Genomic DNA, 24,586 nt, shown 5'->3' with positions numbered 1-24,586 from the left:
ACGTCTTACCAAGTTTGGGTAGACTTGAAATTTTCAAGTGCTTTTGTCAAACCTGCTTCAATGTCTTTATCGTAGTTACCTGACTCGTTGATCGTAGCCATAAGCTCAGCTGCTTCACTGTTCATGTAGCTTTGTAACGCGTCTTCAAAGTCATTAACTTTGCTAATTTCAACGTCGTTCAAGAAGCCTTTTTCAGCAGCAAATAAAGAAACAGCTGTTTCAGCCACAGATAATGGACTGTATTGTCTTTGCTTCATTAACTCTGTTACACGTTGTCCATGCTCTAATTGAGCACGAGTCGCGTCATCTAAGTCTGAGGCAAACTGAGCAAAAGCTGCTAATTCACGGTATTGAGCCAATGCTAAACGAACACCACCACCTAATTTTTTGATGATTTTCGATTGCGCTGCACCACCAACACGAGATACTGATAAACCAGCATTTACCGCAGGACGAATACCCGAGTTAAATAAATCAGACTCTAAGAATATTTGACCATCAGTAATTGAAATTACGTTTGTTGGTACGAAAGCTGATACATCACCGGCTTGTGTTTCAATAATAGGTAATGCTGTTAATGAACCTGTTTTACCTTTTACTTCACCGTTGGTGAATTTTTCAACATAAGCGGCATTTACTCTTGAAGCTCGTTCTAATAAGCGGCTATGAAGGTAAAAAACATCACCTGGGTAGGCTTCACGGCCTGGCGGACGACGAAGTAATAATGAGATTTGACGGTAAGCAACTGCTTGCTTTGATAAATCATCATAAACGATTAATGCGTCTTCACCACGGTCACGGAAGTATTCACCCATTGAACAACCAGCATAAGGTGCTAGGTATTGTAACGCTGCTGCTTCAGAAGCTGATGCTACAACAACAATAGTATTAGCAAGTGCGCCGTGCTCTTCTAAACTACGTACTACGTTAGCAACAGTAGAGGCTTTTTGGCCAATGGCTACGTAAATACACTTAATACCTGTGTTCTTTTGGTTGATAATGGCGTCTAATGCAATCGCTGATTTACCGATTTGACGGTCACCAATGATTAATTCACGTTGGCCACGACCAATTGGAATCATAGCGTCAATTGACTTAATACCAGTTTGTACTGGTTGGTCTACTGATTGACGGTCGATAACACCCGGTGCAACAACTTCTACAGGAGAGAAGCCATCGTTATCAATTGGGCCTTTGCCATCAATTGGTTCACCTAATGTGTTTACTACGCGGCCTAAAAGACCACGACCTACAGGTACTTCCAAAATACGGCCAGTACCTTTAACTTTTTGTCCTTCGGCTAAATCAGCATAAGGACCCATAACTACCGCACCGACCGAGTCACGGTCAAGGTTTAACGCGATAGCATAACGGCTACCAGGAAGTTCGATCATTTCACCTTGCATTACATCGGCAAGGCCATGGATACGAATGATACCGTCTGTTACAGAAACGATAGTACCTTCGTTGCGAGCTTCGCTGACAACGTTAAACTGTTCAATACGGTTTTTGATCAGTTCAGCGATTTCAGTGGAATTCAGTTGCATGCTCTGTTCCCTTATCTAGGATTGTAGTGTTGTTGCTAAACGGCTTAATTTACTTTGAATAGAGCCATCAATAACCAGGTCGCCTGCTTGGATAGTTAAGCCTGAGACAAGGTTTGCATCAATATTACAATTAAGCTTTACTTTACGTGCCAAGCGCTTTTCAAGCGCGGCGCTAAGTGCTGTTTTTTTCTCTTCTGTAATTTCTACAGCAGAGGTTACTTCCACAACAATTTCTTGTTCAAACTCAGCTTTTAACGCTAAAAAGTGTTCAAGAATAAGTGGTAGCACCAACAAACGTTCGTTTTCTGCCAAAATTTTTATAAAATTTTGGCCCTCACTGTTTACTTGCTCGCCACATACATTTAAAAATAATGTTTGTGCCTGCTCAACCGAAGCACCACCTGATAAATAACCTTGAATGGTTTTATCTTTTGCTACTTCAGCAGCAAAAGATAATTGGGAAACCCAGTTATCAATTGCTCCAGCTTCAACGGCGCTCTTTTGCTGAGCGAAATCGAACGCTGCTTTAGCATAAGGACGAGCGATGGTTGTCAATTCAGACATAGCTCTATCCTCTTAAAGTTCAGCGACGAATTTGTCTAAGATGTCGCTGTGTGCAGCGGCATCGATAGAACGTTCAAGAATTTTCTCGGCTCCGGCAATAGCAAGAATAGCGATTTGTTGACGCAATTCTTCTTTTGCACGGTTACGTTCAGTTTCAATTTCTGTGTGACCAGCCGCTAAGATTTTTATTTTCTCAGCTTCTGCTTTCACAGCAGCTTCTTCAACTATTTGCGCTTCACGTTTTTTTGCGACTTCAATAATTTCAGCCGCTTGCGCTTTCGCTTCTTTTAGTTGGGCCGTAGCTTTTTCTTGGGCTAATTCCAAGTCTTTTTCAGCACGGTCTGAAGCAGCTAAACCATCTACGATTTTTTTCTGGCGAGCTTCAATAACATTGTTTAATGGTGGCCATACAAACTTCATGCAGAACCAAACAAAAACGATAAATGCTATTAATTCACCAATTAGAGTGGCGTTTAAATTCACAACCGCTCCTCCTTAATAGTAAGCTGTTCAAAGAATGAAATTAAAGTACAAACAATAATACCATCGCGATACCAACACCGATCATTGCAACAGCATCGATTAAACCAGCTAAAATGAACATTTTAACTTGTAATGATGGTGCTAATTCTGGTTGGCGTGCACATGCTTCTAAGAATTTACCACCCATATTACCGAAACCGACAGCAGTACCGATAGCACCAAAACCGATTAGTAAAGCAACAGCGATAAACTTAACTGCTTCAGGCATTGTTAATAATTGTTCCATTTTTTTTCTCCAGAGTTTTTAATTATAAATTAAAGTTAAAGTTAAAGTTAAAGTTAAAAATTAGTGATTGTCCGAACTTGCCATACTTAAGTAAACAATCGTCAGCATCATAAAGAGGAATGCTTGCAATGTAATTACTAGTATATGGAACACAGCCCAAACAAAGTGCAACGGAAGTTGCATTAAACCTATACCGCCAATTAAGATGAAGATTAATTCACCAGCATACAGGTTACCGAATAAACGCAGTGCTAACGAGAATGGCTTAGCGAATAATGCAATTGTTTCAAGTAATAAGTTACAAGGTATTAAAAACACCATGGCAAGTTTATTATCTGAACTAAATGGGTGTAAAGTCAGTTCTTTGATGAAACCAACAAGCCCTTTGATTTTTATTGAATAAGCTATCATCAACAAAAACACACCTAAAGCTAAAGCTGCTGTCAGGTTAATATCTGTTGTTGGTACTATTTTCATATAAACATCATGTGAGTCCATACCAAATGCAGTTTCACCTACAAAACCAGCAAAGGCGGGTAAGAAATCAACAGGTATTAAATCCATTAAGTTCATTAAGAATACCCAAACAAATATAGTTAGGGCCAATGGAGCTATTAATTTACTCTTGCCTTGAAAGGTTTTGCTGGCATTATCACCAACAAATTCAATAATTATTTCAATAAAACATTGAAATTTTCCAGGTACACCTACAGTTGCTTTATTAGCTGCTCTACGGAAAAGCCATAAAAACAATAGACCTAAACCAATAGACCAAGCGAGGGTATCTACATGCCATGTCCAGAAACCACTGTCACTACATGCTTTATTAAATGCTAAACCACTATCGGTTGTACACATTTTTGCATTAGTTAAATGATGCTGGATATGGCTTGAGAGAGTAACTTCTTCTGCCATTTTATTATCCCAAAGTTAAAGTTTATAAATTTTTTTTACCAATATATTTAACGTTTTGTTAAAAATATTGGCTGTAGTAGTGGAAAAAAAACCACTACGCAATATGTACTTAAAAATGCTGAAGGTATAACTTCTAAAAACTTAAAAACCAACGCAAATAATAACGCGGTATATAGCATTTTCATTTTTACGCCGCTATAAAAGGACTCAACCACTTTTTTAGCCGACTGTGCCCCTGCATATTTAAATGCTTTAAAGGCGAAAATAACATTGGGTATTATGGCTACTGTGCCACCAACAAAAGCTGATTTGGCATGAGTAACACCCCATATAAGGTAAATTACCAAGACTGTTAATATCATTAAAGCAGTGGTGAATAATATGTGTGACAGGGCAAATTTACGCCCTGCTTTTACTAATCTATTACTCATAAACGTTACTAAAAAACTGGTTTTAAAAGCTATTAACAATAATCACTGTTTTATTACGAATACAATCGTATTTTAACGAGTCTTTTAAAGTAAAAACTTTAATGATAAAAAGTTTGCGCAAGTATACTTAAGTTGTCTTTTATTGCAAGAAAATAGGGCGTTTAACTCATTTTTTTTATGCTAATAATTAACATAAATTTAAAAAATACAACTAAAGTAGTAAAAGTTTACAATGAGAGTTACCAAAATGTAAAAAAGTTATCTTTTGTCGCTATAGCTAATGAAGTCAGTTGAATTAAACTATTTTGCATGAGCTCTATTTCTGCAATATTGTTCAAACATAATCCCCCTAACTTTATCCTTATGAGTATTATTTTATTTTAGACATAAACGCTTCTAATTCTGCTAAATTGGCGTACGAGATTACCAGCTTACCTTTACCTTTTTTATTATGAGAAACAGCCACTTTTAAGCCTAACTTTTCTGTCAGGTTTTGTTCAAAATCCATACTTACGGGGTCTTTTTCTTTTATCTTTTTTTCTTCTTTGGGGCTTTCTGAATTAGCATTTTGAATTTTTTTAATTAACGCTTCTGTTTCTCTAACAGTTAGCTCTTTTGTCGCAACTGTTCTTGCTGCCTCTGCTTGTAACGAATGCTCCAGTGCGAGTAATGCACGAGCATGACCCATTTCTATATCACCATTTTCTAAAAATGTTTTTACTTCACTGTCTAGGTTATTTAACCGTAGAAGGTTTGTTACTGTAGTGCGTGACTTTCCTACCGCTAAAGCTACTTCTTGGTGGGTGAGATCAAATTCACTTAATAAGCGATTTAATGCAACCGCTTCTTCCATGGCATTGAGATCTTCTCGTTGAATGTTTTCTATTAAAGCAATGGCTACCGCTGATTCATCTGGTACATCTTTTATTAAGCAGGGGACTTCTTTTAGCTGGGCTAATTGTGCAGCACGCCAGCGACGTTCACCGGCGATAATCTCATAAAACCTTTCACCATTACTGTCAGTATTAATTAACCGAACCACAATAGGTTGAATAATACCTTGCGACTGAATAGACAATGAAAGCTCTTCAAGTGCTGCATCAGACATATCTTTACGTGGCTGGTACTTGCCTGGCGACAATTTATTAGTGGCTATTTTACTTAAATCACCGTCTTTAAGCGTGTTTTTGTCGGTATTTTCTTCACTGTGTTCTTTTACTGGGGAAGTTTTTACTTGCGGTGTAAGTAATGCGTCGAGGCCTCTGCCTAAACCTCTTTTTTTTGCTGGGCTCATAATATTCCTTGACATTATTCTGCAGATTCTTGGCTAGTAATTGGCTTACTATTAGCGGTATTCGTTGTATTGTTTTTTTCAGTGTTATTTTTACGTAAAACTTCACCCGCTAATGCTAAGTAGGCTTTGGCTCCGGTTGAGGATTTATCATAATACATGACTGGTGAACCAAAGCTAGGTGCCTCAGCTAAGCGGACATTTCGGGGAATGACACTCCGATAGACTTTATCACCGAAATGACGCTTTAATTGTTCAGAAACATCGTTGGCTAAACGGTTACGCGGGTCATACATAGTGCGTAAAATACCTTCAATGTGTAGCTTGTCATTCACCACTGCGGTGAGTTTTGATATCGTGTCCATTAGGGCGGTTAACCCTTCTAAGGCATAATATTCACACTGCATTGGTACTAAAACTGAGTCAGCGGCTGTCATTGCATTTACCGTTAACATATTTAGTGAGGGTGGGCAGTCTATAATAATAAAATCATAATAGTTTTTAACTGGTGCTAGTGCGCTTTTTAAACGTTGTTCACGGGCAAAAACTTCCATTAATTTTATTTCCGCAGCAGTTACATCTGTATTTGCTGCAATTAAATCATATAGGCCGGTTGTTTCTTGCTGTACAACCTCTTCAACTGATTTTTCCTCTATCAGTAATTCGTAACAAGTGGCGGATACATTATTTTTATCGATGCCGCTGGCCATAGTTGCATTGCCTTGCGGATCAAGATCGATTAATAATATTTTACGTTTAGTCGCTGCTAACGAGGCAGCTAGATTAACTGCCGTTGTTGTTTTGCCGACACCACCTTTTTGATTTGCAACAGCTATTATTTTTCCCACAAATGCCTCTATTATTATTTTATAACGCCTACTTAAAGTAGGGTTAGCTATTCTGTAGCTTTTTCAAGATAAGCACATGACGTTCGCCTATTAATTCAGGCACCTTAACTTCATGGCTTGATACTAAAGTAATATTGTCTGGTAAATTAGACAATTCATCAATGGGGTATTGGCCTTTTAATGCAAAAAACTGACCTTGTTCACTTTCAATTAAATGGGAACACCAGGTAACCATATCATTAAGTGATGAAAAGGCTCTGCTTAATACACCGTCAAAAGGTAGTTCACCTTGGTATTCTTCAACTCGAGACTTAACTGCTTGAACATTGGTTAATTTTAATTGAAATATTACTTGCCTAAGAAAAGTTATACGTTTTCCTAAACTATCTAATAAAACAAATTTTCTTTGTGGGTATAAGATTGCCAGTGGGATACCGGGTAAGCCTGGGCCTGTACCTACATCAATAAAACGTTCGCCTTGTAAAAATTCACCAACCATTAAGCTGTCCATAATATGCTTAATAAGCATTTCTTGTGGATCTCGAACAGAGGTTAAGTTATAAGCTTTATTCCACTTATGCAACAGCTCAACATATTGAACAAGCAAGTCTACTTGTTGTGGTGAAAGTTGCAAAGTAGTTTTACTCAGTAAGCTTTCAAGTTTTGATATTAAGGTCATATTCGTTTTTCTAAATAAAATTATTATCGGATTTAGTTTAAGTACGGTTTTACGCTATTTTTTTACTGAGTAATCCATGCTTTTTCAAATAAACCAATAATAAGGAAATAGCCGCTGGTGTTATGCCTGAAATTCTTGAAGCTTTACCGAGTGTTTCTGGACGAGCATCTTTTAATTTAGCAATCACCTCATTTGAAAGGCCTGATATTTCTTGATAATTAAAATCTTTTGGGATCAAAGTATTTTCATTTCGCTTCTTTTTTGCTATTTCATCAAGTTGTCTGTCAATATAACCTGCATATTTTATTTGTATTTCGATTTGTTCAGCTGCTTGCGTGTCGGCAATTGCTGGACCTAAACCTTCTATTTTCATTAAATCTTCATAACGTACTTCTGGACGACGTATAAGATCTTCAAGGCTAGCTTCTTTACTCATAGGTGCTTTGAGTAATTTATTGACTTGTTCAATATTACTTTGATCTTTTTGCACCCAGTTATCTTTTAACCGTTGACGTTCTAGTTCAATGTTTTCCATTTTCTCGTTAAAACGTTGCCAGCGAAGATCATCTACTAAGCCAACTGATCGGCCTTTTTCAGTTAAACGAATATCAGCATTGTCTTCTCGTAATAATAAACGATATTCCGCTCGTGAAGTAAACATACGGTAGGGTTCTTTGGTCCCTAAGGTAGCTAAATCATCAACTAATACTCCCATGTAGGCTTGGTCACGGCCTAAGGTAAACTCATCCCGTTCTTTTACGCGGTTTGCTGCATTAGTGGCGGCAATTAATCCTTGCGCACCAGCTTCTTCATAACCTGTGGTGCCATTTATTTGCCCAGCAAAATATAAGTTTTCAATAAACTTACTTTCTAATGTTTGTTTTAAATCTCTTGGATCAAAGTAATCATACTCTATCGCGTAACCAGGGCGTGTAATAAATGCGTTTTCAAAGCCTTTTATTGAACGTACTAAATTCATTTGTACATCAAAAGGCAAGCTAGTTGAAATGCCGTTTGGGTAAATTTCATGGGTGGTTAGCCCTTCAGGTTCAACAAATATTTGATGTGATGTTTTATCAGCAAAGCGTGTTATTTTATCTTCAATGGAAGGGCAGTAACGTGGACCAATTCCTTCAATTACTCCTGAATACATCGGGGATCTATCTAAACCATCACGAATAAATTGATGTGTTTTTTCATTCGTATGGGTAATAAAACAAGAGACTTGTCTAGGATGATCCTTTGCTGATCCCATAAATGAGAATACCGAGTCTGGTGTGTCACCAATTTGTTCTTCCATTACAGAAAAATCTAGTGACCGGGCATCTAAACGGGGTGGGGTTCCTGTTTTTAAACGATCCATTCTAAAAGGCATATCGCGCATTTTAGTCGATAAATTCATGCTTGCAGGATCGCCAGCTCGCCCACCTTGGTAATTATTTAACCCAATATGTATTAAGCCTGATAAAAAAGTACCAACAGTAAGCACTACTGTTTTTCCTTTAAATTTTAGCCCCATTTGAGTAGAAATACCCACGACACGATCATTTTCTAAAATTAAATCGTCGCAAGGTTGTTGAAAAATAGTTAAATTTTCTTGGTTTTCTAAGTAATGACGAACAAAATTTCGATATAGTACTCGGTCTGCTTGTGCTCTTGTCGCTCTAACTGCAGGACCTTTACTTGCGTTGAGTGTTCTAAATTGAATTGCGCTGTGGTCTATTGCTGTGCCCATTAAACCACCGAGTGCATCAATTTCTTTTACCAAATGTCCTTTACCAATACCACCAATGGCAGGGTTACATGACATTTGTCCTAATGTATCGATATTATGGGTTAGCAAAAGCGTTTTACAACCCATTCGGGCAGATGCTAACGCAGCCTCAGTGCCTGCATGGCCACCACCAACAACGATCACATCATACGACTCTTGATACCACATAAATTTTAACCTTAGAAAATATAAGTAAAGAAAATAACTTTAACAAAAATTAGGAAACGTATTTTACCGTTTTTTTTCCAATTGTGAAACGATCAAATGCGTAAAAAGATCCTCGCTCGATCTCTCTAATATATATAAGATCTTTAAATAGATCTTATTACTTTTACTTATTAGGCAAGCCATTTTTTGTGGGTAAGTATCTTTTCTTTAATGATCCTATTGGTTTAACGCAATGATAACTTTGTGATCAAGAGATGATCAAGTCACTTATAAGCGGTGATCAGAAGTGGTAGTTATGCACAGGCTAATAAAAAACTTATTCTACACACGGAATAATAATAGTAAATTAATAGGTTATGCATGTTTTTATCCACAATATGGTTTTTTAAAGCACATTTTTGTGAGTAATTAATGTATAAAAAGTTATAAAAGATCTTTGTTTTGCGTTAACCATAATTGTGCAAGATCTTCTGGATCAATATCTTTACTCATATCCAGGGTTTTAACTTCTAGTAAGGCCTTACAACCCTTTGTTATTAATATGTTATTTAAATCAAAGCCGGCTTTGCAAAAGGTATCGTAACTAGAATCTCCTATGGCGATGATCATAAAACTTATTGAGGATAGATCTTGTTCACAATTTTTAAGATCTTTAACAAATTCTTGTATGTTGTCAGGAAAATCACCAGCGCCGTGAGTGGAAGTACAAATGAGCCAAGTGGTTTTTTTGGCAGGATCTTGTGAAAAAGTTGCTTTAAGGATCGAATTAAAATTAGGGTTTAAGTGTAAATTTACGTCATGGTTAAGTTTATTTAGCTGTTCTTCACAGGCTTCACCAACATATTCTGTGCCACCAAGCATGCTTCCTACGATTATTTGAAATGTATTCATGTTTAATTTTTGCTCATTAATGGGTTAATAATAGTCTTATTGTATTATTATAATTGCTTTAACTTAACTGATATTTTTGTTGTTTAGCTTTATGGTTTGATGCCAGATCACTTATCATTATGTGCTCGGTTGATGAGTTTATTATTGTATTAAATAATAGCGCTTACTTATGCACTATATATGCGACAATGAACATTACAGGTATTGGATCAATTTACAGATGTTGTTACTTTTGGTGTGATCAAATGGCAAGGCGGTAGAGAATATTTCAGTGTTAAGGTCGGGCAAGAAACTTTTTGTGTACAGTATGCGTACCGTTAAAATAGGTAAATATTTTAACGGTTTTATGTTAATTTAAGGTTTACTTTCCAATACAAAAAGAGCTAAATATTTTAGTTAGCAAGTCATCGCTGGTGAATTCACCGGTGATTTGATCAAGTTCCAACTGACAAATTCTTAGTTCTTCTGCAAGAATTTCACCGGCTACATAAGACTCTAGTTGATCTAACCCTGTCAGTAAATGCTGATGAGCATTATTTAAAGCGGTTAAATGGCGTCTTCTAGCCATAAAGCCACCTTCAGTGCTACCTTGGTAGCCCATAATCGCTTTTAAGTGCTCTTTTAAGCTGTCAACGCCTGCACCTGTTTTTGCTGATAAGGTAATTGAGATATGATCTTTATTATTTTCATCGGTAAACTCAGCTAAACCAATATCTTTTTCAAGAATAGCTTGGTTTAAATCGGCTTTATTTCTTACCAAGGTTAAACCAATGTTGTTGGGGAGCTTTTCAAAAAATTCAGGATAATAATCTTTAATATCTTGTTCGCTTTCTAAAATATCATGATTGGTACTGGCATCCACCATTAACAATACGCGATCCGCTTGTTTTATTTCTTGCCAAGCGCGTTCAATGCCAATTTGTTCTACTTTGTCATCACTATCGCGTAAACCAGCAGTGTCTATAATATGCAGCGGCATACCATCAATGTGAATTTGTTCTGTTAATACATCACGTGTAGTACCGGCAATATCGGTAACAATGGCACTTTCTTTACCGCTTAACGCATTGAGTAAGCTTGATTTACCAGCATTAGGCCGGCCGGCTATAACCACTCGCATTCCTTCACGAATAATGCTGCCTTGTTGTGCCTGTTTTCGAACCGCTTCAACATTACTAATGATGGCTTTTAGGTCAGTAACAATTTTTGTGTCGGCAAGAAAATCAATTTCTTCTTCTGGAAAATCAATAGCGGCTTCTACATACATGCGTAGATGAATGATATTTTCCACCATTTCGTTAACTAATTTAGAAAAGTTACCTTGTAGAGAGTGCAGGGCAGACCGAGCTGCTTGTTCTGAGCTTGAGTTAATTAAATCTGCAATAGCTTCTGCTTGTGTTAAGTCGAGTTTATCGTTTAAAAAAGCCTGCTCACTAAACTCGCCTGGCTTAGCCATCACAATATTAGGTAAGGCTAGAATAGCTTTTAATAACATATCTAGAATAACAGGGCCGCCATGGCCTTGAAATTCAATCACATCTTCACCTGTAAATGAATTAGGCGCTTTAAAGTACAAAGCAATCCCTTGATCAAGTATTTCATTGTTAGCATTTGAAAAAGGTAAGTATTCCGCTTTTCTTATTTCAGGAACTTTACCTAATATTGCTTGGGCAACATTTTTTGCTTCCGGACCTGAAACGCGAATTATACCAACGCCTCCGCGACCTGGTGCGGTAGCTTGTGCTGCAATAGTTGATTTTCCACTGGGTAATGATGTCATTGAGTAATTTATGCCTATAAATTGTTGAATCGTTGAAAATAATACTTGGTCTGTAGAAGTGACTACCTTCACATACGGCTAGGTTATTATTTTACGTTAATTTATTAAAACTAACAAAAAAGCGATTTCTTATTAAGAAATCGCTTTTTATCGTCAGTTTATTATCAGCTAAATTTATTAAGTTTTAGCTTTGTTCGCTAGTTTTTTCTTTTCAATGCCACTAAAGATTACTTTCATTTGTGCAATTGAAATGACGTTACTGATAAACCAGTAAAGTACTAAACCAGAAGGGAACCACGCCATAAAAATAGAGAATACAACGGGCATATATTGCATTATTTTTTGTTGCATTGGATCTTGTATTGTCATTGGCTGCATTTTTTGCATTACAAACATACTAATCCCCATTAATGCAGGTAATACGTAGTAAGGGTCCATTGCTGATAAGTCTTGAATCCAGAAAATAAAGGGGGCGTGCCTTAATTCAACACTTTCTAAAAATACCCAATAAAGCGCAAGGAAAATAGGCATTTGTAAAAGTAAAGGTAAACAACCACCCGCGGGATTTACTTTTTCTTTACGGTACATTTCCATGGTAGCTTGCGACATTTTTTGTCTGTCATCACCAAAGCGCTCTTTTAATTGTGCCATTTTGGGTGCTAATTCACGCATTTTTGCCATTGAGGTATATTGCGCTTTTGTTAAAGGGTACATAGCACCTTTTACAATTAAAGTAATAATTATAATAGCTACACCCCAGTTTGTAACAAAGCTTTGAATGGTTAGCAGTAACCAGAATAAAGGTTGGCTAATCATCCATAAAAACCCATAATCAATGGTTAAATCTAAGTTGGGTGCAATCTTTTCTAGTACTGCTTGATCTTTAGGACCAACATAAAATATAGCCGAAGTATTCCCTTGTTGACCTGCATCTATAGTAATCGCAGGCGCTTTAAAACCAATAGTCGCTTCTTGGTTATTACTATAATTAGTATAAAGCTGGTTGTTATCCGCACCATTAGGTACCCAAGCAGAAACAAAGTAATGTTCTAACATGGCAACCCAACCACCAGGTGTTGTTTTATTTAGGTTGGCTTCAGAAATATCGTCAAAATCATATTTTTCGTAACGGTCTTCACTGGTAGAGAAAGCAGCCCCACGGTATGTAGGCAACATGCCTGAAGAGGTGTCAGCAAGTGTAGACTGTTTTAGTTGGCCATACATCTGCACTGAAATGCTATTGCTAGTGTTATTTTTTATTAAGTAATTAACATCAACACTGTAGCTACCGGCAGCAAAAAGAAAGCGTTTTGTTACGTCTAGGCCATTGTTATCTTGAAAAGTTAAATCAACGGTTAAAGTATCACCTTCTAATTCGTAGTTACTCTGAACGCTGGTGTAAATTGGGCGACCTTTAATGACTCTATCTACCCCATTAGCACCGGTTAAACCAGATTGAGCAACATATTTTAGCTTACCGTCTTGCATAATAGTGTAGGGGATACTGCTGCCTTGCTCTGTTTCAAAATTAAGCAATTTAGCTTCAATAATATCACCACCGCGAGTATTAATTTTAATACGCAAAGTGTCGGTAGTTACACTAATGATTTTGGCACTTGAAGCAGTATTCTTTGTTATAGGTGCGGATGAATCGGTTGGTTCAGGAATAAATTCACCCTCTGCAGCAAGTTCATCGTTACTATGTTGGCTAGTAGTAGACAGTTCAACTGCGGGCGAATTTTCGGTTTGCCACTGACTAAAAAGTAAGTAAGTTACAACCATAAGCGCAATAAAAAGCAGACTGCGTTGAGATTCCATAAGATTTATTTCTCTTTATTTTGTGTTGGCACGAGGAGATTTCCTCTCGCATGTAATTTATATAGCAGGCATTTTAGACTAGGTTTAACTGCAAACCAATACTCTTTTAGCTTTCGTTTAAATTTGAGGCTATAAAAGAGCTCTGCTTTTGCTAACGCTAATATTATTTTTCTTTTTCAAGTGGTGGAACCGGATCATCACCGCCTTTATTTAACGGATGACACCTAAGTATTCTTTTACTTGCTAACCAGCTTCCTTTAATTATACCAAAGCGTTCTATTGCTTGGCTTGCATAACTAGAGCAGGTGGGTTGAAATCGACAGTTTGCGCCTAATATTGGGCTAATAAAGCGCTGATAGCCTTTGATACAGGCTAGTGCTAATTTTTGTGGCGCTGAATTATTTTTCGCCATATTTTTGTCAATTCTTTATTGATTTCTTTGTTCTCGAGTTGATCAATACCAGACTTTACCATAACAACCATATCGATAGCAGGTAATTCATGCTGATGTAAACGAAAGCTTTCTCTAATAATTCTTTTTATTCGGTTTCTTTGGACGGCAAGTTTAACGCGTTTTTTGGCTATAGCTAAGCCAAGGCGATTATTTTTACACGAATCATCAGGTAAATTGGTAGGAGTAATAAGTATTGTAAAGTGGCGAGAGCCAAATCTGATAGGTTTTTCAAAGACTGATTGAAAGTGACCGGGAGTCAATAAACGAGACTCCCGATTAAATTCATAAGTAACCTGATTGGTTACCATCTTAATTAAGCTTCTAACTTAGAAGTAAAATTAAGATTAAGCACTAAGGCTTGCACGGCCTTTGGCACGGCGGCGAGCTAAAACAGCACGACCACTTTTTGTTGCCATACGAGCACGGAATCCGTGGTTACGTTTACGCTTTAATACGCTAGGTTGAAATGTTCTTTTCATTACGCTAATCCGTCGGTTATTGTTGCCCTGACAAAAAAGTTGAGCACACAGGTCTAAAAAAAGAGGCCGAATTTTAAACCTAATTCGCCTTGTTGTCAATGTATTATATATACAATTTACTAAAAGATCCTTGGCGGATCACTGTGATCCGCCAAGGATCTAGCTGGAGTTAAATATTTATAGCTGATGCTAGCGTAAAAGGCATGATAATAATAAATATCCACAGGCTTATGCAAAGGTTTTGCTTAATCCTGTAGTTTTCTATTTTTATTCACATAAAAAATTGACTAAACCATATTATGTAGTGCTGTTTAAATCTGAAAAACCACCATTAAGCCAATTAAATTAACCTTTAGCTATTTATTATCAAAATAATTGCGAATAGTTGTCTGTCAATATTGCACTTGTGGATAAGTATAGAGATAATGGCAGTACATAATAAAAAACTTCCGTTTGTATTACTTTTTAGGTGATTTTATCGCCTGAAGTTATAAACAATGATCTTTTGTTTATTTACCAACTTTTTATTTTAAGTATTTACGTTAATAAAAAGGCAATATGAACAACAAACGGACAAAATTTTTTTCTTTGGAGTTTTGGTTGGAACACTCTCTTTGGCAGCGATGCCTATCTGTTCTTCAAGAAGAATTACCGGCACAGCAATTTAGTATGTGGATTCGTCCGCTACAGTGTGTTGTTACAGATAATATTTTAACGCTTTATGCACCTAATCGTTTTGTTTTAGACTGGGTGTGTGATAAATATGTTAATAGAATCAATGAATTGATTACTATGGCAGATGGCGGTGAGTCATATTTATTACGTTTTGATGTTGGCAGTAAGCCGCTAAATGCCCCTGCTAAAAAAAATACAGCTGTTTCAGGAAGTGCTAATTTCAGTCCTAATACCAAATCAGCGCCGGTTGTAGACGTAGAAACAAATATACCAAAAAAAGCCAACGTTCGTGTTAAATATACTTTTGATAACTTTGTTGAAGGTAAGTCGAATCAGCTTGCTAGAGCAGCGGCTTCACAAGTGGCTGATAATCCTGGCTCGGCCTACAATCCATTATTTATATATGGTGCAACAGGTTTAGGTAAAACACACTTATTACACGCTGTAGGTAATGGTATTTTACAAAATAACCCAAATGCTAAAATCGCTTATATGCATTCAGAGCGCTTTGTACAGGATATGGTGTTAGCGCTAAAAAATAATGAGATGGAAAAGTTTAAACAATATTATCGTAGTGTTGATGCGTTACTTATTGATGATATTCAATTTTTTGCCGGTAAAGACAGAACACAAGAAGAATTTTTCCATACCTTCAATGCGTTACTTGAAGGTAATCAGCAGATTATTTTAACCAGTGATCGTTACCCTAAAGAAGTTGCTGTTGAAGACCGTTTAAAATCACGTTTTGGCTGGGGCCTCACAATTGCTATAGAGCCGCCAGAATTAGAAACACGTGTCGCTATTTTAAAACGAAAAGGGCAAGAGAGTAATATTAATTTAGCCGATGAAGTGGCTTTTTTCATTGCTAAACGTTTACGTTCAAATGTGCGTGAATTAGAGGGCGCGCTTAACCGTGTTATTGCTAATGCTAACTTTACCGGTAGGGCAATAACGATTGACTTTGTTAGAGAAGCTTTACGCGATTTATTAGCTTTACAAGATAAGCTTGTTACTATTGATAATATTCAACGAACAGTGGCAGAATACTATAAGATTAAAGTCGCTGATTTACTCTCAAAAAGAAGAAATAGATCTGTCGCTAGACCTAGGCAGCTAGCAATGGCATTATCTAAAGAATTAACTAACCACAGTTTACCTGAAATAGGGGATGCTTTTGGTGGTAGAGATCATACAACAGTGTTGCATGCTTGTCGTAAAGTTAAATCTTTACGAGAGGAACTACATGATATTAAAGAAGATTACTCTAATTTGATTAGGACATTATCTTCTTAAAACTTAATGGTTTTTACTATACTAGTTGTATCATCTTTTATTTAATTTATAGCACTATAATTACCAACTAAAGTTTAACAACAATAAAATTTACTTATATGCAGGAACATCAATGAAATTTGCACTCAATAGAGAGTTATTACTTAAACCCTTATTGTTAGTTTCGGGCGCTGTTGAACGTAAAAGTACTTTACCCATTTTAGGCAATATTCTTTTTGATGTTCAAGGAGCCTCTTTAACATTAACAGCCACCGATCTTGAACTTGAAATGGTGTCGCACACGGAAATTGATAACCAAGGTGAAAATGGTAAAATAACTATCCCGGCTAGAAAATTACTGGATATTTGTAAAAGCCTTCCTGAAAACTCAATCCTTAATTTTACCACTGAAGGTGACACTGTTAAATTAAGCTCTGGTAGAAGTAGGTATTCATTATCAACACTCGCAGCAGAAGACTTTCCAAATATTGAAGAGTGGCAGGGTGAGGTAGAGTTCACGTTATTAAAGTCAGAATTATTACGCTTAATTGAAAGCACACATTTTTCAATGGCGAACCAAGATGTTCGTTATTATTTAAATGGTATGTCGATAGAAAGTGAAGGGAATGAAATACGTTCAGTTGCCACAGACGGTCATCGTTTGGCTATTTGTAAAATATCCAATGACTCACTTACGCTACCAGAAAGACAAGTTATTGTTCCGCGTAAAGGGATTTTAGAAATTATTCGATTACTGGCACCGGTAGATGAGACCATACAAGTTTACCTTGGTGCTAATCATATCCGAATTATTGATACCGAGTTTTCATTTACCAGTAAGTTAGTAGATGGCCGCTTTCCCGATTACCGACGTGTACTACCGCGCAATGGAGATAAAGTATTTGTAACGGAGAAAGAGCAATTACGTCAAGTGTTGTCACGTGCCTCTATTTTGTCTAATGAAAAATTTAAAGGTGTGCGTTTAAACTTTTTAAATTCGTTACTAAAAATTACCGCTAACAACCCAGAACAAGAGCAAGCCGAAGAAGAATTAGAAATAGATTTCCCTTATGAAGAATTGGAAATAGGCTTTAATGTGAGTTATGTATTAGATGTACTTAACGCGATTAAAGACGAGCAAGTTAAATTTACTTTAGCTGATGCTAATTCAAGTGTTGTTATTGAAGGTGCAGACTCAGGCGAAGCCCTTTATGTTGTTATGCCTATGCGTTTATAGCCTTGTGGTTATTGTTGAAATTAATTAGATGAGTGTTGCAAAATTAGTTACCCATAATTTTCGTAATTTAAATAACGCAACAATTGATTTACATCCAAAATTTAATTTTATTGTAGGCGATAACGGTAGTGGTAAAAGTAGTGTATTAGAAGCTCTATTTTTTCTTGGCCATGGTAAATCTTTTAGAACAAGTAAATTAGATGCGCTTGCTTGCCATGAGCAAAGCGAGTTTGTTGTCAGTGTTAAAGACAGCAATAGTCGTCAACTGGGGTTAAGTCGTGATATTAACGCGGGCCTAACAAAAATAAAAATTGATGGTGAATTTCAACGTCGCTTATCTGTTTTAGCAAAAAACATTGCAGTACAAATTGTTACCCCAGAAAGCTTTAAGCTCTTTTTTGGTGGCCCAAGAGAGCGGAGACGGTTTGTTGATTTAGGTATGTTTCACGTGAAACATTCTTTTGCCCAGCAATGGAAAAGCTTTAATAGGGTCCTAAAACAGCGAAATGCTTGTATAAGATTGGGTAGTAACTCACGTGAAGACAACGCTATGCTGATGTATTGGACCGAGCAGTTTTGTCAAATGTCTATTGAAGTTGCTAGCGTAAGAGAAGAATATAGCGCAGCTGTTATAAATGAACTTGAACACTGGTTAACGATTTTATTACCAAGTTTGAAAAATAGGGTAACAGTACAATATTTACGAGGTTGGCCACAAAAAAAAACATTACAAGAAGTGCTTTTTAATAACCAAGAACGAGAAGTGAAGTATGGTTATAGCCTATATGGTGCGCATAAGTTCGATGTAAAATTCCTTCTTGATAAACAACCACTAGAAACCCAGCTGTCCAGAGGGCAGCAAAAGTTGTTTTTACTGGCTTTAACTTTTGCACAAGTTAACTTAATTGCAAGCGTTGAGCGAGTAAAGCCAATTTTATTAATTGATGATATTGGTTCAGAATTAGATATTAACTCTCGTAGAGCACTGTCAGAAGCGCTAGAATTACTTGATTGCCAAGTAGTGATAACAGCCATTGAATGTGATGTATTAACGCCATTTTTTGATAAGTTCAGTTTGGTTACTGACAAAATTACTGAAACCAGCGCTACGACTGTTAATGAAAATTCAAATAAAATAGAAAGTTACAAAGTGTTCCACGTGAAACATGGTGAAGTATCTACTGTGTATCCAGATGAATCTGACGTAAAATCAGAAAAAGCAATTGAATAGGCTAAAACTATGACAATAGAAAATGAATATGACTCGGCCAGTATTAAAGTATTAAAAGGACTTGATGCAGTACGAAAAAGACCTGGTATGTATATCGGCGACACCGATGATGGTACTGGTTTACACCACATGGTTTTTGAGGTTTTAGATAACTCAATTGATGAAGCCTTGGCGGGGCATTGTAATGAGATTGTTGTTACTATCCACTTAGACGGTTCTGTTTCTGTAAAAGATGATGGCCGTGGTATACCAACGGAAATTCACCCGGAAGAAGGTGTCTCTGCGGCTGAAGTTATCATGACTGTATTACACGCAGGTGGTAAATTTGGTGGTGAAGACTCTGGTTATAAGGTTTCTGGTGGACTTCATGGGGTAGGAATTTCAGTAGTTAATGCGTTAAGTAGCAAACTAAAGCTGAATATTCGTCGTGAGGGTAAACTTTACGAGCAGTATTATCAAATAGGTGAGCCACAGTCACCTTTAACTGTTGTTGGTGAAAGTGACAGAACAGGAACAGAAGTACGTTTTTGGCCAAGTACAGATACCTTTACCAATGTAACTTTTCACTACGATTTGTTAGTAAAACGTATTCGAGAGCTATCATTTTTAAACTCAGGAGTTTCTATTCGTTTAATTGATGAACGTGAAGAAGGCAAGGAAGATCACTTCCATTTTGATGGTGGTATTCAAGCATTCGTTGATTATTTAAATACAAATAAAACGCCTGTAAATGAAGAAATTTTCTACTTTGACCTCGCACGTGAAGATGGCATTATTGTTGAAGTTGCTATGCAATGGAATGATGGCTTCCAAGAAAGCATTCACTGCTTTACGAATAACATCCCACAGCGCGATGGCGGCACGCATTTAAGTGGCTTTAGAACGGCATTAACGCGCACGCTCAATAGTTACATGGTTAAAGAAGGCTTAAATAAAACTAAAAAAGGTGGCACGGAAACTAATGCTTCCGGAGATGATGCTCGTGAAGGGTTAACAGCTGTTATTTCAGTTAAGGTACCAGATCCTAAGTTTTCTTCTCAAACCAAAGATAAACTCGTATCTTCAGAGGTGAAAACTGCTGTTGAGCAAGCAATGGGTGAAAAACTAGGTGAATACCTATTAGAGAAACCAGCAGTAGCTCGTACTATTATAATGAAAATAGTTGATGCAGCTAGAGCGCGTGAAGCTGCCCGAAAAGCGCGTGAAATGACACGTCGTAAAGGGGCACTAGATATTGCAGGCTTACCAGGTAAGTTGGCTGACTGTCAGGAAAAAGACCCAGCACTATCTGAACTCTATATTGTGGAAGGGGACTCTGCTGGCGGCTCTGCTAAGCAGGGACGAAACCGTAAAAACCAAGCAATTTTGCCGTTAAAAGGTAAGATATTAAACGTTGAAAAAGCGCGTTTTGACAAAATGATTTCTTCGCAAGAAGTTGGTACATTAATAACAGCTTTAGGTTGTGGTATTGGCCGCGATGAATATAACCCTGAAAAGTTGAGATACCATAGCATTATTATTATGACCGATGCTGATGTGGATGGCTCTCATATTCGTACACTATTATTAACATTTTTCTATCGTCAAATGCCTGAAATTATGGAGCGTGGACATATATTTATTGCTCAGCCACCTTTGTATAAGGTTAAAAAGGGTAAACAAGAGCGTTATATTAAAGATGATGAAGGCTTAACGGAATACTTAACAACCTTAGCCTTAGATACAGCCTCTATCCATGTTAATGAGAGTGCACCTGCTATTTCTGGGCTAGCTTTAGAGCAACTTGTTAATCAATTTCGCAATACCATGGAAACGATAAAACGTATTTCTAGACAAATCCCTAGTGATATTTTAGAAAAAATGATTTATAGCAATAATATTGCGAAAGAAGATTTTTCTGATAAAGCGAAAGTAGACGCTTGGGCGAAAGACTTAATTACTCAACTTGATGAACAAGATGGTAATGGCTCGCTTTATACACTTAGCGTAGAACATAATATTGAGCGTAATATTTACTACCCACAATTTATCGTACGTAAACATGGTATTGATAAAGTGTATAGCTGTAATTATGACTTTATTGAGTCGAATGAGTTTGCCGCTATCATCGCATTGAATGATGCAATTAATGGCTTAATGGAAGAAGGTGCTTATGTTAAACGTGGCGAGAAAGTAAAGCCAGTTGCTACTTTTGAAGAAGCACTAAATTGGTTAATGGCTGAATCGAAACGAGGACAGTACATACAGCGCTATAAAGGGTTAGGTGAGATGAACCCAGAACAGTTATGGGAAACCACCATGGATCCAGAAACACGTCGTATGTTGCAGGTAACCATTGAAGATGCTATTGCAGCAGATCAACTATTTACTACTTTAATGGGTGATCATGTAGAGCCACGCAGACACTTTATTGAAGATAATGCATTAAATGTTTCTAATTTAGATTTTTAAGTGCTGTGTATTTACGCCCAATATATAATTACAGTAATATATAAGTGCCGTATAGTTACGCCCATGTAATTAAAGGTACAGATGAAACACAAAATTTTATCTAACCCATATACATTGTATGCTCGGTCATCAAAAACTGAGCATTTCTTTTTTCAAAAACGACATGTTATTACTTCGTGTTAATTTATAACTTATAGTGAATTTGAAAACCCATGACTAGTTTCAATTGTAAAACATTCCAAGGCCTAATCTTGCAATTGCAAGATTACTGGTCAAAACAAGGCTGCGTAATAGTACAACCCTTAGATTTAGAAGTGGGTGCGGGTACATTTCATCCGATGACTTTTTTACGCTCTATAGGTCCTGAGCCTATCAGCAGCGCTTATGTTCAACCTTGCCGACGACCTACTGATGGGCGTTATGGTGAAAACCCTAATCGACTACAGCATTATTACCAATTTCAAGTAATGTTAAAACCATCACCAAAAAATATCCAAGAGTTATACCTTAACTCATTGAAAGAGTTAGGAATAGATCCACTAGTTCATGATATTCGTTTTGTTGAAGATAATTGGGAATCTCCTACCTTAGGTGCTTGGGGCTTAGGTTGGGAAGTTTGGCTAAACGGTATGGAAATTACACAGTTTACTTACTTCCAACAAGTAGGTGGCTTAGAGTGTACACCCGTTACCGGTGAAATTACCTACGGCTTAGAGCGCTTAGCTATGTATATTCAAAATGTCGACAGCATATATGATTTAGTATGGACTGACGGCCCAATGGGTACAGTATATTATGGTGATGTTTTTCATCAAAATGAAGTGGAACAGTCAACCTATAACTTTGAATATGCTGACGTAACGGCATTATTTAATCAATTCGATCAATGTGAACTAGACAGTCAAAAATTGATAGAGGCTAACTTACCCTTACCGGCGTACGAGCAAGTAATGAAAGCATCACATGCATTTAACTTACTTGATGCACGTAACGCCATTTCGGTAACAGAAAGACAACGTTATATCTTACGTGTGCGTACTTTATCAAAAGCTGTAGCTGAAGCTTATTACCAAAAGCGTGAAGCGCTAGGGTTCCCATTATGTAAAAGTAATGAAGAGCAAAATAATAAAACCGCCAACAATGTTGTAACCAAAGGAGATAAATAATGACAACAGAGACTCTCCTTATTGAGCTAGGCACTGAGGAGCTGCCACCAACATCACTAAAAACATTAGCGACAGCTTTTTATGATGGGATTAAAAGTCAACTTGATGCGAACGATTTAACCTATTCACACATAAAGTGGTTTGCAACACCACGCCGTTTAGCCGTTCAAGTGACTGAACTAGTAGGGAAGCAAGCCGATAAAGTTGTTGAAAAACGCGGCCCTGCAACTAATGTAGCTTTTGACGCACAAGGCCAGCCAAGTAAAGCCGCTATAGGTTGGGCTCGCTCAAATGGTATTACTGTTGAACAAGCTGAGCGTTTAACTACACCAAAAGGTGAGTGGTTATTACATAAGGCAACAGTGACAGGGAAAACCATTAGTGAATTAGTGCCTAACATAGTCACTACAGCCTTAAATAAACTACCTATTGCTAAGCCCATGCGTTGGGGTGCTGAGCGTATACAATTTATTCGTCCAGTCCATACATTAACTTTAATGTACGGAGAAGATATTATTCAAGGCGCAGCCTTAGGTGTTAACTCAAGCAACCAGATACAAGGCCATCGTTTTCATCACCAAGGGCTAATTACCCTTAAGCATGCCAATGATTACCAAGCAGAATTAGCTAAAGCTTTTGTTGAAGTTGACTATCAAGCGCGTCAAGAAAAAATTATTGCGCAAGTAGAAAAAATTGCGACCGATATGTCAGCGGTTGCGTTAATAGATGAGGATTTACTCGAAGAAGTAACTTCATTAGTTGAATGGCCAGTTACGTTAGTAGGAACCTTTGATAAAGATTTTCTTAATGTACCCGCTGAGCCATTGATATATTCGATGAAAGATCATCAAAAATACTTCCCAGTGACCAATAATGAAGGTGAATTAATTAATAAATTTATCTTTGTTACCAACATTGAGTCGAAAGACCCTAGTAAGGTTGTTTTTGGTAACGAAAAAGTTATTCGTCCAAGACTAGCCGACGCAGAGTTTTTCTTTAATAAAGATCAAAAGCAAACACTTGAATCAAGGTTATCAACACTTGAATCAGTATTATTTCAAAAACAATTGGGTACGGTAAAAGCAAAGTCAGTGCGTATTGCACAACTGAGCCAAATTATTGCCGAACAATTAGGTGAAAATAGTGCTGATGCATACCGTGCGGGCTTGTTGAGTAAAACAGACTTAGTGTCTGATATGGTGTCGGAATTTCCACAAGTGCAGGGCACTATGGGAAAATATTATGCGCTTAATGACGGTGAAAATGCGGCAATTGCACAAGCATTAGAAGATCAATATCGTCCACGTTACTCTGGCGATAGCTTACCTGAAGCCAATATAGGGTGTGCAGTTGCTATTAGTGATAAAGTTGATACCTTGGTAGGTATCTTTGGTATTAATCAGCCACCTAAAGGCGATAAAGACCCCTTTGCGCTACGAAGAGCAGCCATTGGTTTGATACGTATTATTATCGAAAAACAACTTGATTTAGACCTAGCAGATTTGATTAATCAAAGTATTGAGCTGTTTGGCGACAAGTTAGCCAATAAAGATACTGCCAGTAATGTTTTAGATTTTATTATGGGCCGTTTCCGCGCATTTTACCAAGAGCAAGGTATTAGTATTGATGTTATTCAAGCGGTGTTAGCGAAAAAACCAAGTGCACCCTTGGATTTCGACAAACGTATTAAAGCCGTTACTTTCTTTGGTGAATTACCTGAAGCCGCAACATTAGCCGCAGCAAATAAACGTGTTGGAAATATTCTTGCGAAGTTTGATGGTCAGCTTTACTCTACATTTAAATCCGAATTGGCAAGTGAGCAAGCAGAGCAAGACCTGGCGAAAACATTAGAAGAGATTAGCTTAAATGTTGCACCGCTTGTAAATAGCAAAAATTATCAAGCAGCACTAACAGAGCTAGCGCAATTAAAAACACCTATTGATAACTTTTTTGATAACGTGATGGTAATGAGTGAAGATGAGGCGGTGAAGGTTAATCGTTTAACTTTGCTTAATGAGATACGTAATAACTTTTTTGCTATTGCAGATATATCACTATTATAGCTGAAGCTAGGTGGTGACAAAGACATAAAAAAGGGCATAGTAATATGCCCTTTTTTATGGAAAAACAACAGCCATCGTTGGTT

The 24,586-nt window shown here is 37.1% G+C and carries 22 protein-coding genes; 6 read left to right on the top strand and 16 right to left on the bottom strand.

The genetic code is table 11. The features are described from left to right. Window positions 1–5: 5 nt before the first annotated feature. From atpA to rpmH, 16 genes are all read right to left on the bottom strand, one after another. On the bottom strand, window positions 6–1,547 hold the full coding sequence (gene atpA, locus AC0UA9_RS13030; protein WP_475660536.1) for a F0F1 ATP synthase subunit alpha: 1,542 nt from the start codon (window positions 1,545–1,547) through the stop codon (window positions 6–8). Window positions 1,548–1,562: 15 nt separating this feature from the next. Beyond that, the gene (atpH, locus tag AC0UA9_RS13025) at window positions 1,563–2,111 is read right to left on the bottom strand and encodes a F0F1 ATP synthase subunit delta (RefSeq protein ID WP_475660535.1); all 549 of its coding nucleotides are present in this window, start codon (window positions 2,109–2,111) and stop codon (window positions 1,563–1,565) included. 12 nt (window positions 2,112–2,123) lie between these two features. Further along, window positions 2,124–2,594, bottom strand: a complete 471-nt coding sequence (atpF, locus tag AC0UA9_RS13020; RefSeq protein WP_475660534.1) for a F0F1 ATP synthase subunit B — start codon at window positions 2,592–2,594, stop codon at window positions 2,124–2,126. A 40-nt stretch (window positions 2,595–2,634) separates the two neighbouring features. Next, on the bottom strand, window positions 2,635–2,880 hold the full coding sequence (gene atpE, locus AC0UA9_RS13015) for a F0F1 ATP synthase subunit C (protein ID WP_475660533.1): 246 nt from the start codon (window positions 2,878–2,880) through the stop codon (window positions 2,635–2,637). A 60-nt stretch (window positions 2,881–2,940) separates the two neighbouring features. Continuing rightward, on the bottom strand, window positions 2,941–3,795 hold the full coding sequence (gene atpB / locus AC0UA9_RS13010) for a F0F1 ATP synthase subunit A (RefSeq protein WP_475660532.1): 855 nt from the start codon (window positions 3,793–3,795) through the stop codon (window positions 2,941–2,943). Between the two features lie 47 nt (window positions 3,796–3,842). After that, window positions 3,843–4,226 carry an ATP synthase subunit I gene (locus tag AC0UA9_RS13005; protein ID WP_475660531.1) on the bottom strand — a complete coding sequence of 128 codons (384 nt, stop codon included), beginning with the start codon at window positions 4,224–4,226 and terminating at the stop codon, window positions 3,843–3,845. A 370-nt stretch (window positions 4,227–4,596) separates the two neighbouring features. Further along, window positions 4,597–5,520: a ParB/RepB/Spo0J family partition protein gene (locus tag AC0UA9_RS13000; protein ID WP_475660530.1), complete on the bottom strand. Its 924-nt coding sequence runs from the start codon at window positions 5,518–5,520 to the stop codon at window positions 4,597–4,599. A gap of 14 nt (window positions 5,521–5,534) precedes the next feature. Continuing rightward, a complete protein-coding gene (locus AC0UA9_RS12995) occupies window positions 5,535–6,365 on the bottom strand; it encodes a ParA family protein (RefSeq protein ID WP_475660529.1) in 831 nt (276 codons plus the stop codon). Window positions 6,366–6,408: 43 nt separating this feature from the next. Further along, window positions 6,409–7,044 carry a 16S rRNA (guanine(527)-N(7))-methyltransferase RsmG gene (rsmG, locus tag AC0UA9_RS12990; protein WP_475660528.1) on the bottom strand — a complete coding sequence of 212 codons (636 nt, stop codon included), beginning with the start codon at window positions 7,042–7,044 and terminating at the stop codon, window positions 6,409–6,411. Between the two features lie 49 nt (window positions 7,045–7,093). Next, on the bottom strand, window positions 7,094–8,986 hold the full coding sequence (mnmG, locus tag AC0UA9_RS12985) for a tRNA uridine-5-carboxymethylaminomethyl(34) synthesis enzyme MnmG (protein WP_475660527.1): 1,893 nt from the start codon (window positions 8,984–8,986) through the stop codon (window positions 7,094–7,096). 423 nt (window positions 8,987–9,409) lie between these two features. Continuing rightward, window positions 9,410–9,877: a flavodoxin domain-containing protein gene (locus tag AC0UA9_RS12980; RefSeq protein ID WP_475660526.1), complete on the bottom strand. Its 468-nt coding sequence runs from the start codon at window positions 9,875–9,877 to the stop codon at window positions 9,410–9,412. Between the two features lie 361 nt (window positions 9,878–10,238). Then, window positions 10,239–11,657: a tRNA uridine-5-carboxymethylaminomethyl(34) synthesis GTPase MnmE gene (mnmE, locus tag AC0UA9_RS12975; RefSeq protein ID WP_475660525.1), complete on the bottom strand. Its 1,419-nt coding sequence runs from the start codon at window positions 11,655–11,657 to the stop codon at window positions 10,239–10,241. Window positions 11,658–11,834: 177 nt separating this feature from the next. After that, window positions 11,835–13,475: a membrane protein insertase YidC gene (gene yidC / locus AC0UA9_RS12970; RefSeq protein ID WP_475660524.1), complete on the bottom strand. Its 1,641-nt coding sequence runs from the start codon at window positions 13,473–13,475 to the stop codon at window positions 11,835–11,837. Between the two features lie 163 nt (window positions 13,476–13,638). Continuing rightward, the gene (gene yidD / locus AC0UA9_RS12965; protein ID WP_475660523.1) at window positions 13,639–13,887 is read right to left on the bottom strand and encodes a membrane protein insertion efficiency factor YidD; all 249 of its coding nucleotides are present in this window, start codon (window positions 13,885–13,887) and stop codon (window positions 13,639–13,641) included. Beyond that, window positions 13,854–14,237: a ribonuclease P protein component gene (rnpA, locus tag AC0UA9_RS12960; protein WP_475660522.1), complete on the bottom strand. Its 384-nt coding sequence runs from the start codon at window positions 14,235–14,237 to the stop codon at window positions 13,854–13,856. Before rnpA ends, yidD begins: the two co-directional genes overlap by 34 nt. Window positions 14,238–14,273: 36 nt before the next feature. Beyond that, entirely contained in the window at window positions 14,274–14,408 is a 135-nt protein-coding gene (gene rpmH, locus AC0UA9_RS12955) for a 50S ribosomal protein L34 (RefSeq protein ID WP_448249561.1), read from the bottom strand. A 600-nt stretch (window positions 14,409–15,008) separates the two neighbouring features. Between rpmH and dnaA the strand changes: the two genes are divergently transcribed. The 6 genes from dnaA (at window position 15,009) to glyS (ending at window position 24,503) form a co-directional block, all read left to right on the top strand. Next, a complete protein-coding gene (gene dnaA / locus AC0UA9_RS12950; protein WP_475660521.1) occupies window positions 15,009–16,376 on the top strand; it encodes a chromosomal replication initiator protein DnaA in 1,368 nt (455 codons plus the stop codon). 112 nt (window positions 16,377–16,488) lie between these two features. Next, window positions 16,489–17,592, top strand: a complete 1,104-nt coding sequence (gene dnaN, locus AC0UA9_RS12945) for a DNA polymerase III subunit beta (protein ID WP_475660520.1) — start codon at window positions 16,489–16,491, stop codon at window positions 17,590–17,592. Window positions 17,593–17,620: 28 nt separating this feature from the next. After that, entirely contained in the window at window positions 17,621–18,823 is a 1,203-nt protein-coding gene (gene recF, locus AC0UA9_RS12940) for a DNA replication/repair protein RecF (RefSeq protein ID WP_475660519.1), read from the top strand. A 9-nt stretch (window positions 18,824–18,832) separates the two neighbouring features. After that, window positions 18,833–21,274, top strand: a complete 2,442-nt coding sequence (gene gyrB / locus AC0UA9_RS12935) for a DNA topoisomerase (ATP-hydrolyzing) subunit B (protein ID WP_475660518.1) — start codon at window positions 18,833–18,835, stop codon at window positions 21,272–21,274. Between the two features lie 212 nt (window positions 21,275–21,486). Continuing rightward, window positions 21,487–22,440 (top strand): glycine--tRNA ligase subunit alpha, encoded by a 954-nt coding sequence (glyQ, locus tag AC0UA9_RS12930; RefSeq protein WP_475660517.1) that lies wholly within the window; start codon window positions 21,487–21,489, stop codon window positions 22,438–22,440. Beyond that, window positions 22,440–24,503, top strand: a complete 2,064-nt coding sequence (glyS, locus tag AC0UA9_RS12925) for a glycine--tRNA ligase subunit beta (protein ID WP_475660516.1) — start codon at window positions 22,440–22,442, stop codon at window positions 24,501–24,503. The genes glyQ and glyS overlap by 1 nt, the downstream gene beginning before the upstream one ends. Window positions 24,504–24,586: the final 83 nt, after the last annotated feature.

The organism is Colwellia sp. F1 (assembly GCF_056238625.1).
Note: the sequence above shows the minus strand (reverse complement) of the source record. Positions and strands in the feature narration are given on the sequence as shown.

Bases quoted from the DNA above. Each gene is read 5' to 3' on its own strand.
- glyS (WP_475660516.1), top strand. From the start codon at position 22,440: ATGACAACAGAGACTCTCCTTATTGAGCTAGGCACTGAGGAGCTGCCA.
- rnpA (WP_475660522.1), bottom strand. From the start codon at position 14,237: ATGGTAACCAATCAGGTTACTTATGAATTTAATCGGGAGTCTCGTTTA.
- atpH (WP_475660535.1), bottom strand. From the start codon at position 2,111: ATGTCTGAATTGACAACCATCGCTCGTCCTTATGCTAAAGCAGCGTTC.
- atpB (WP_475660532.1), bottom strand. From the start codon at position 3,795: ATGGCAGAAGAAGTTACTCTCTCAAGCCATATCCAGCATCATTTAACT.
- mnmG (WP_475660527.1), bottom strand. From the start codon at position 8,986: ATGTGGTATCAAGAGTCGTATGATGTGATCGTTGTTGGTGGTGGCCAT.
- AC0UA9_RS12980 (WP_475660526.1), bottom strand. From the start codon at position 9,877: ATGAATACATTTCAAATAATCGTAGGAAGCATGCTTGGTGGCACAGAA.
- AC0UA9_RS13005 (WP_475660531.1), bottom strand. From the start codon at position 4,226: ATGAGTAATAGATTAGTAAAAGCAGGGCGTAAATTTGCCCTGTCACAC.
- rsmG (WP_475660528.1), bottom strand. From the start codon at position 7,044: ATGACCTTAATATCAAAACTTGAAAGCTTACTGAGTAAAACTACTTTG.
- atpE (WP_475660533.1), bottom strand. From the start codon at position 2,880: ATGGAACAATTATTAACAATGCCTGAAGCAGTTAAGTTTATCGCTGTT.
- AC0UA9_RS13000 (WP_475660530.1), bottom strand. From the start codon at position 5,520: ATGAGCCCAGCAAAAAAAAGAGGTTTAGGCAGAGGCCTCGACGCATTA.
- dnaN (WP_475660520.1), top strand. From the start codon at position 16,489: ATGAAATTTGCACTCAATAGAGAGTTATTACTTAAACCCTTATTGTTA.
- recF (WP_475660519.1), top strand. From the start codon at position 17,621: ATGAGTGTTGCAAAATTAGTTACCCATAATTTTCGTAATTTAAATAAC.
- gyrB (WP_475660518.1), top strand. From the start codon at position 18,833: ATGACAATAGAAAATGAATATGACTCGGCCAGTATTAAAGTATTAAAA.
- yidC (WP_475660524.1), bottom strand. From the start codon at position 13,475: ATGGAATCTCAACGCAGTCTGCTTTTTATTGCGCTTATGGTTGTAACT.
- glyQ (WP_475660517.1), top strand. From the start codon at position 21,487: ATGACTAGTTTCAATTGTAAAACATTCCAAGGCCTAATCTTGCAATTG.
- mnmE (WP_475660525.1), bottom strand. From the start codon at position 11,657: ATGACATCATTACCCAGTGGAAAATCAACTATTGCAGCACAAGCTACC.
- yidD (WP_475660523.1), bottom strand. From the start codon at position 13,887: ATGGCGAAAAATAATTCAGCGCCACAAAAATTAGCACTAGCCTGTATC.
- atpA (WP_475660536.1), bottom strand. From the start codon at position 1,547: ATGCAACTGAATTCCACTGAAATCGCTGAACTGATCAAAAACCGTATT.
- rpmH (WP_448249561.1), bottom strand. From the start codon at position 14,408: ATGAAAAGAACATTTCAACCTAGCGTATTAAAGCGTAAACGTAACCAC.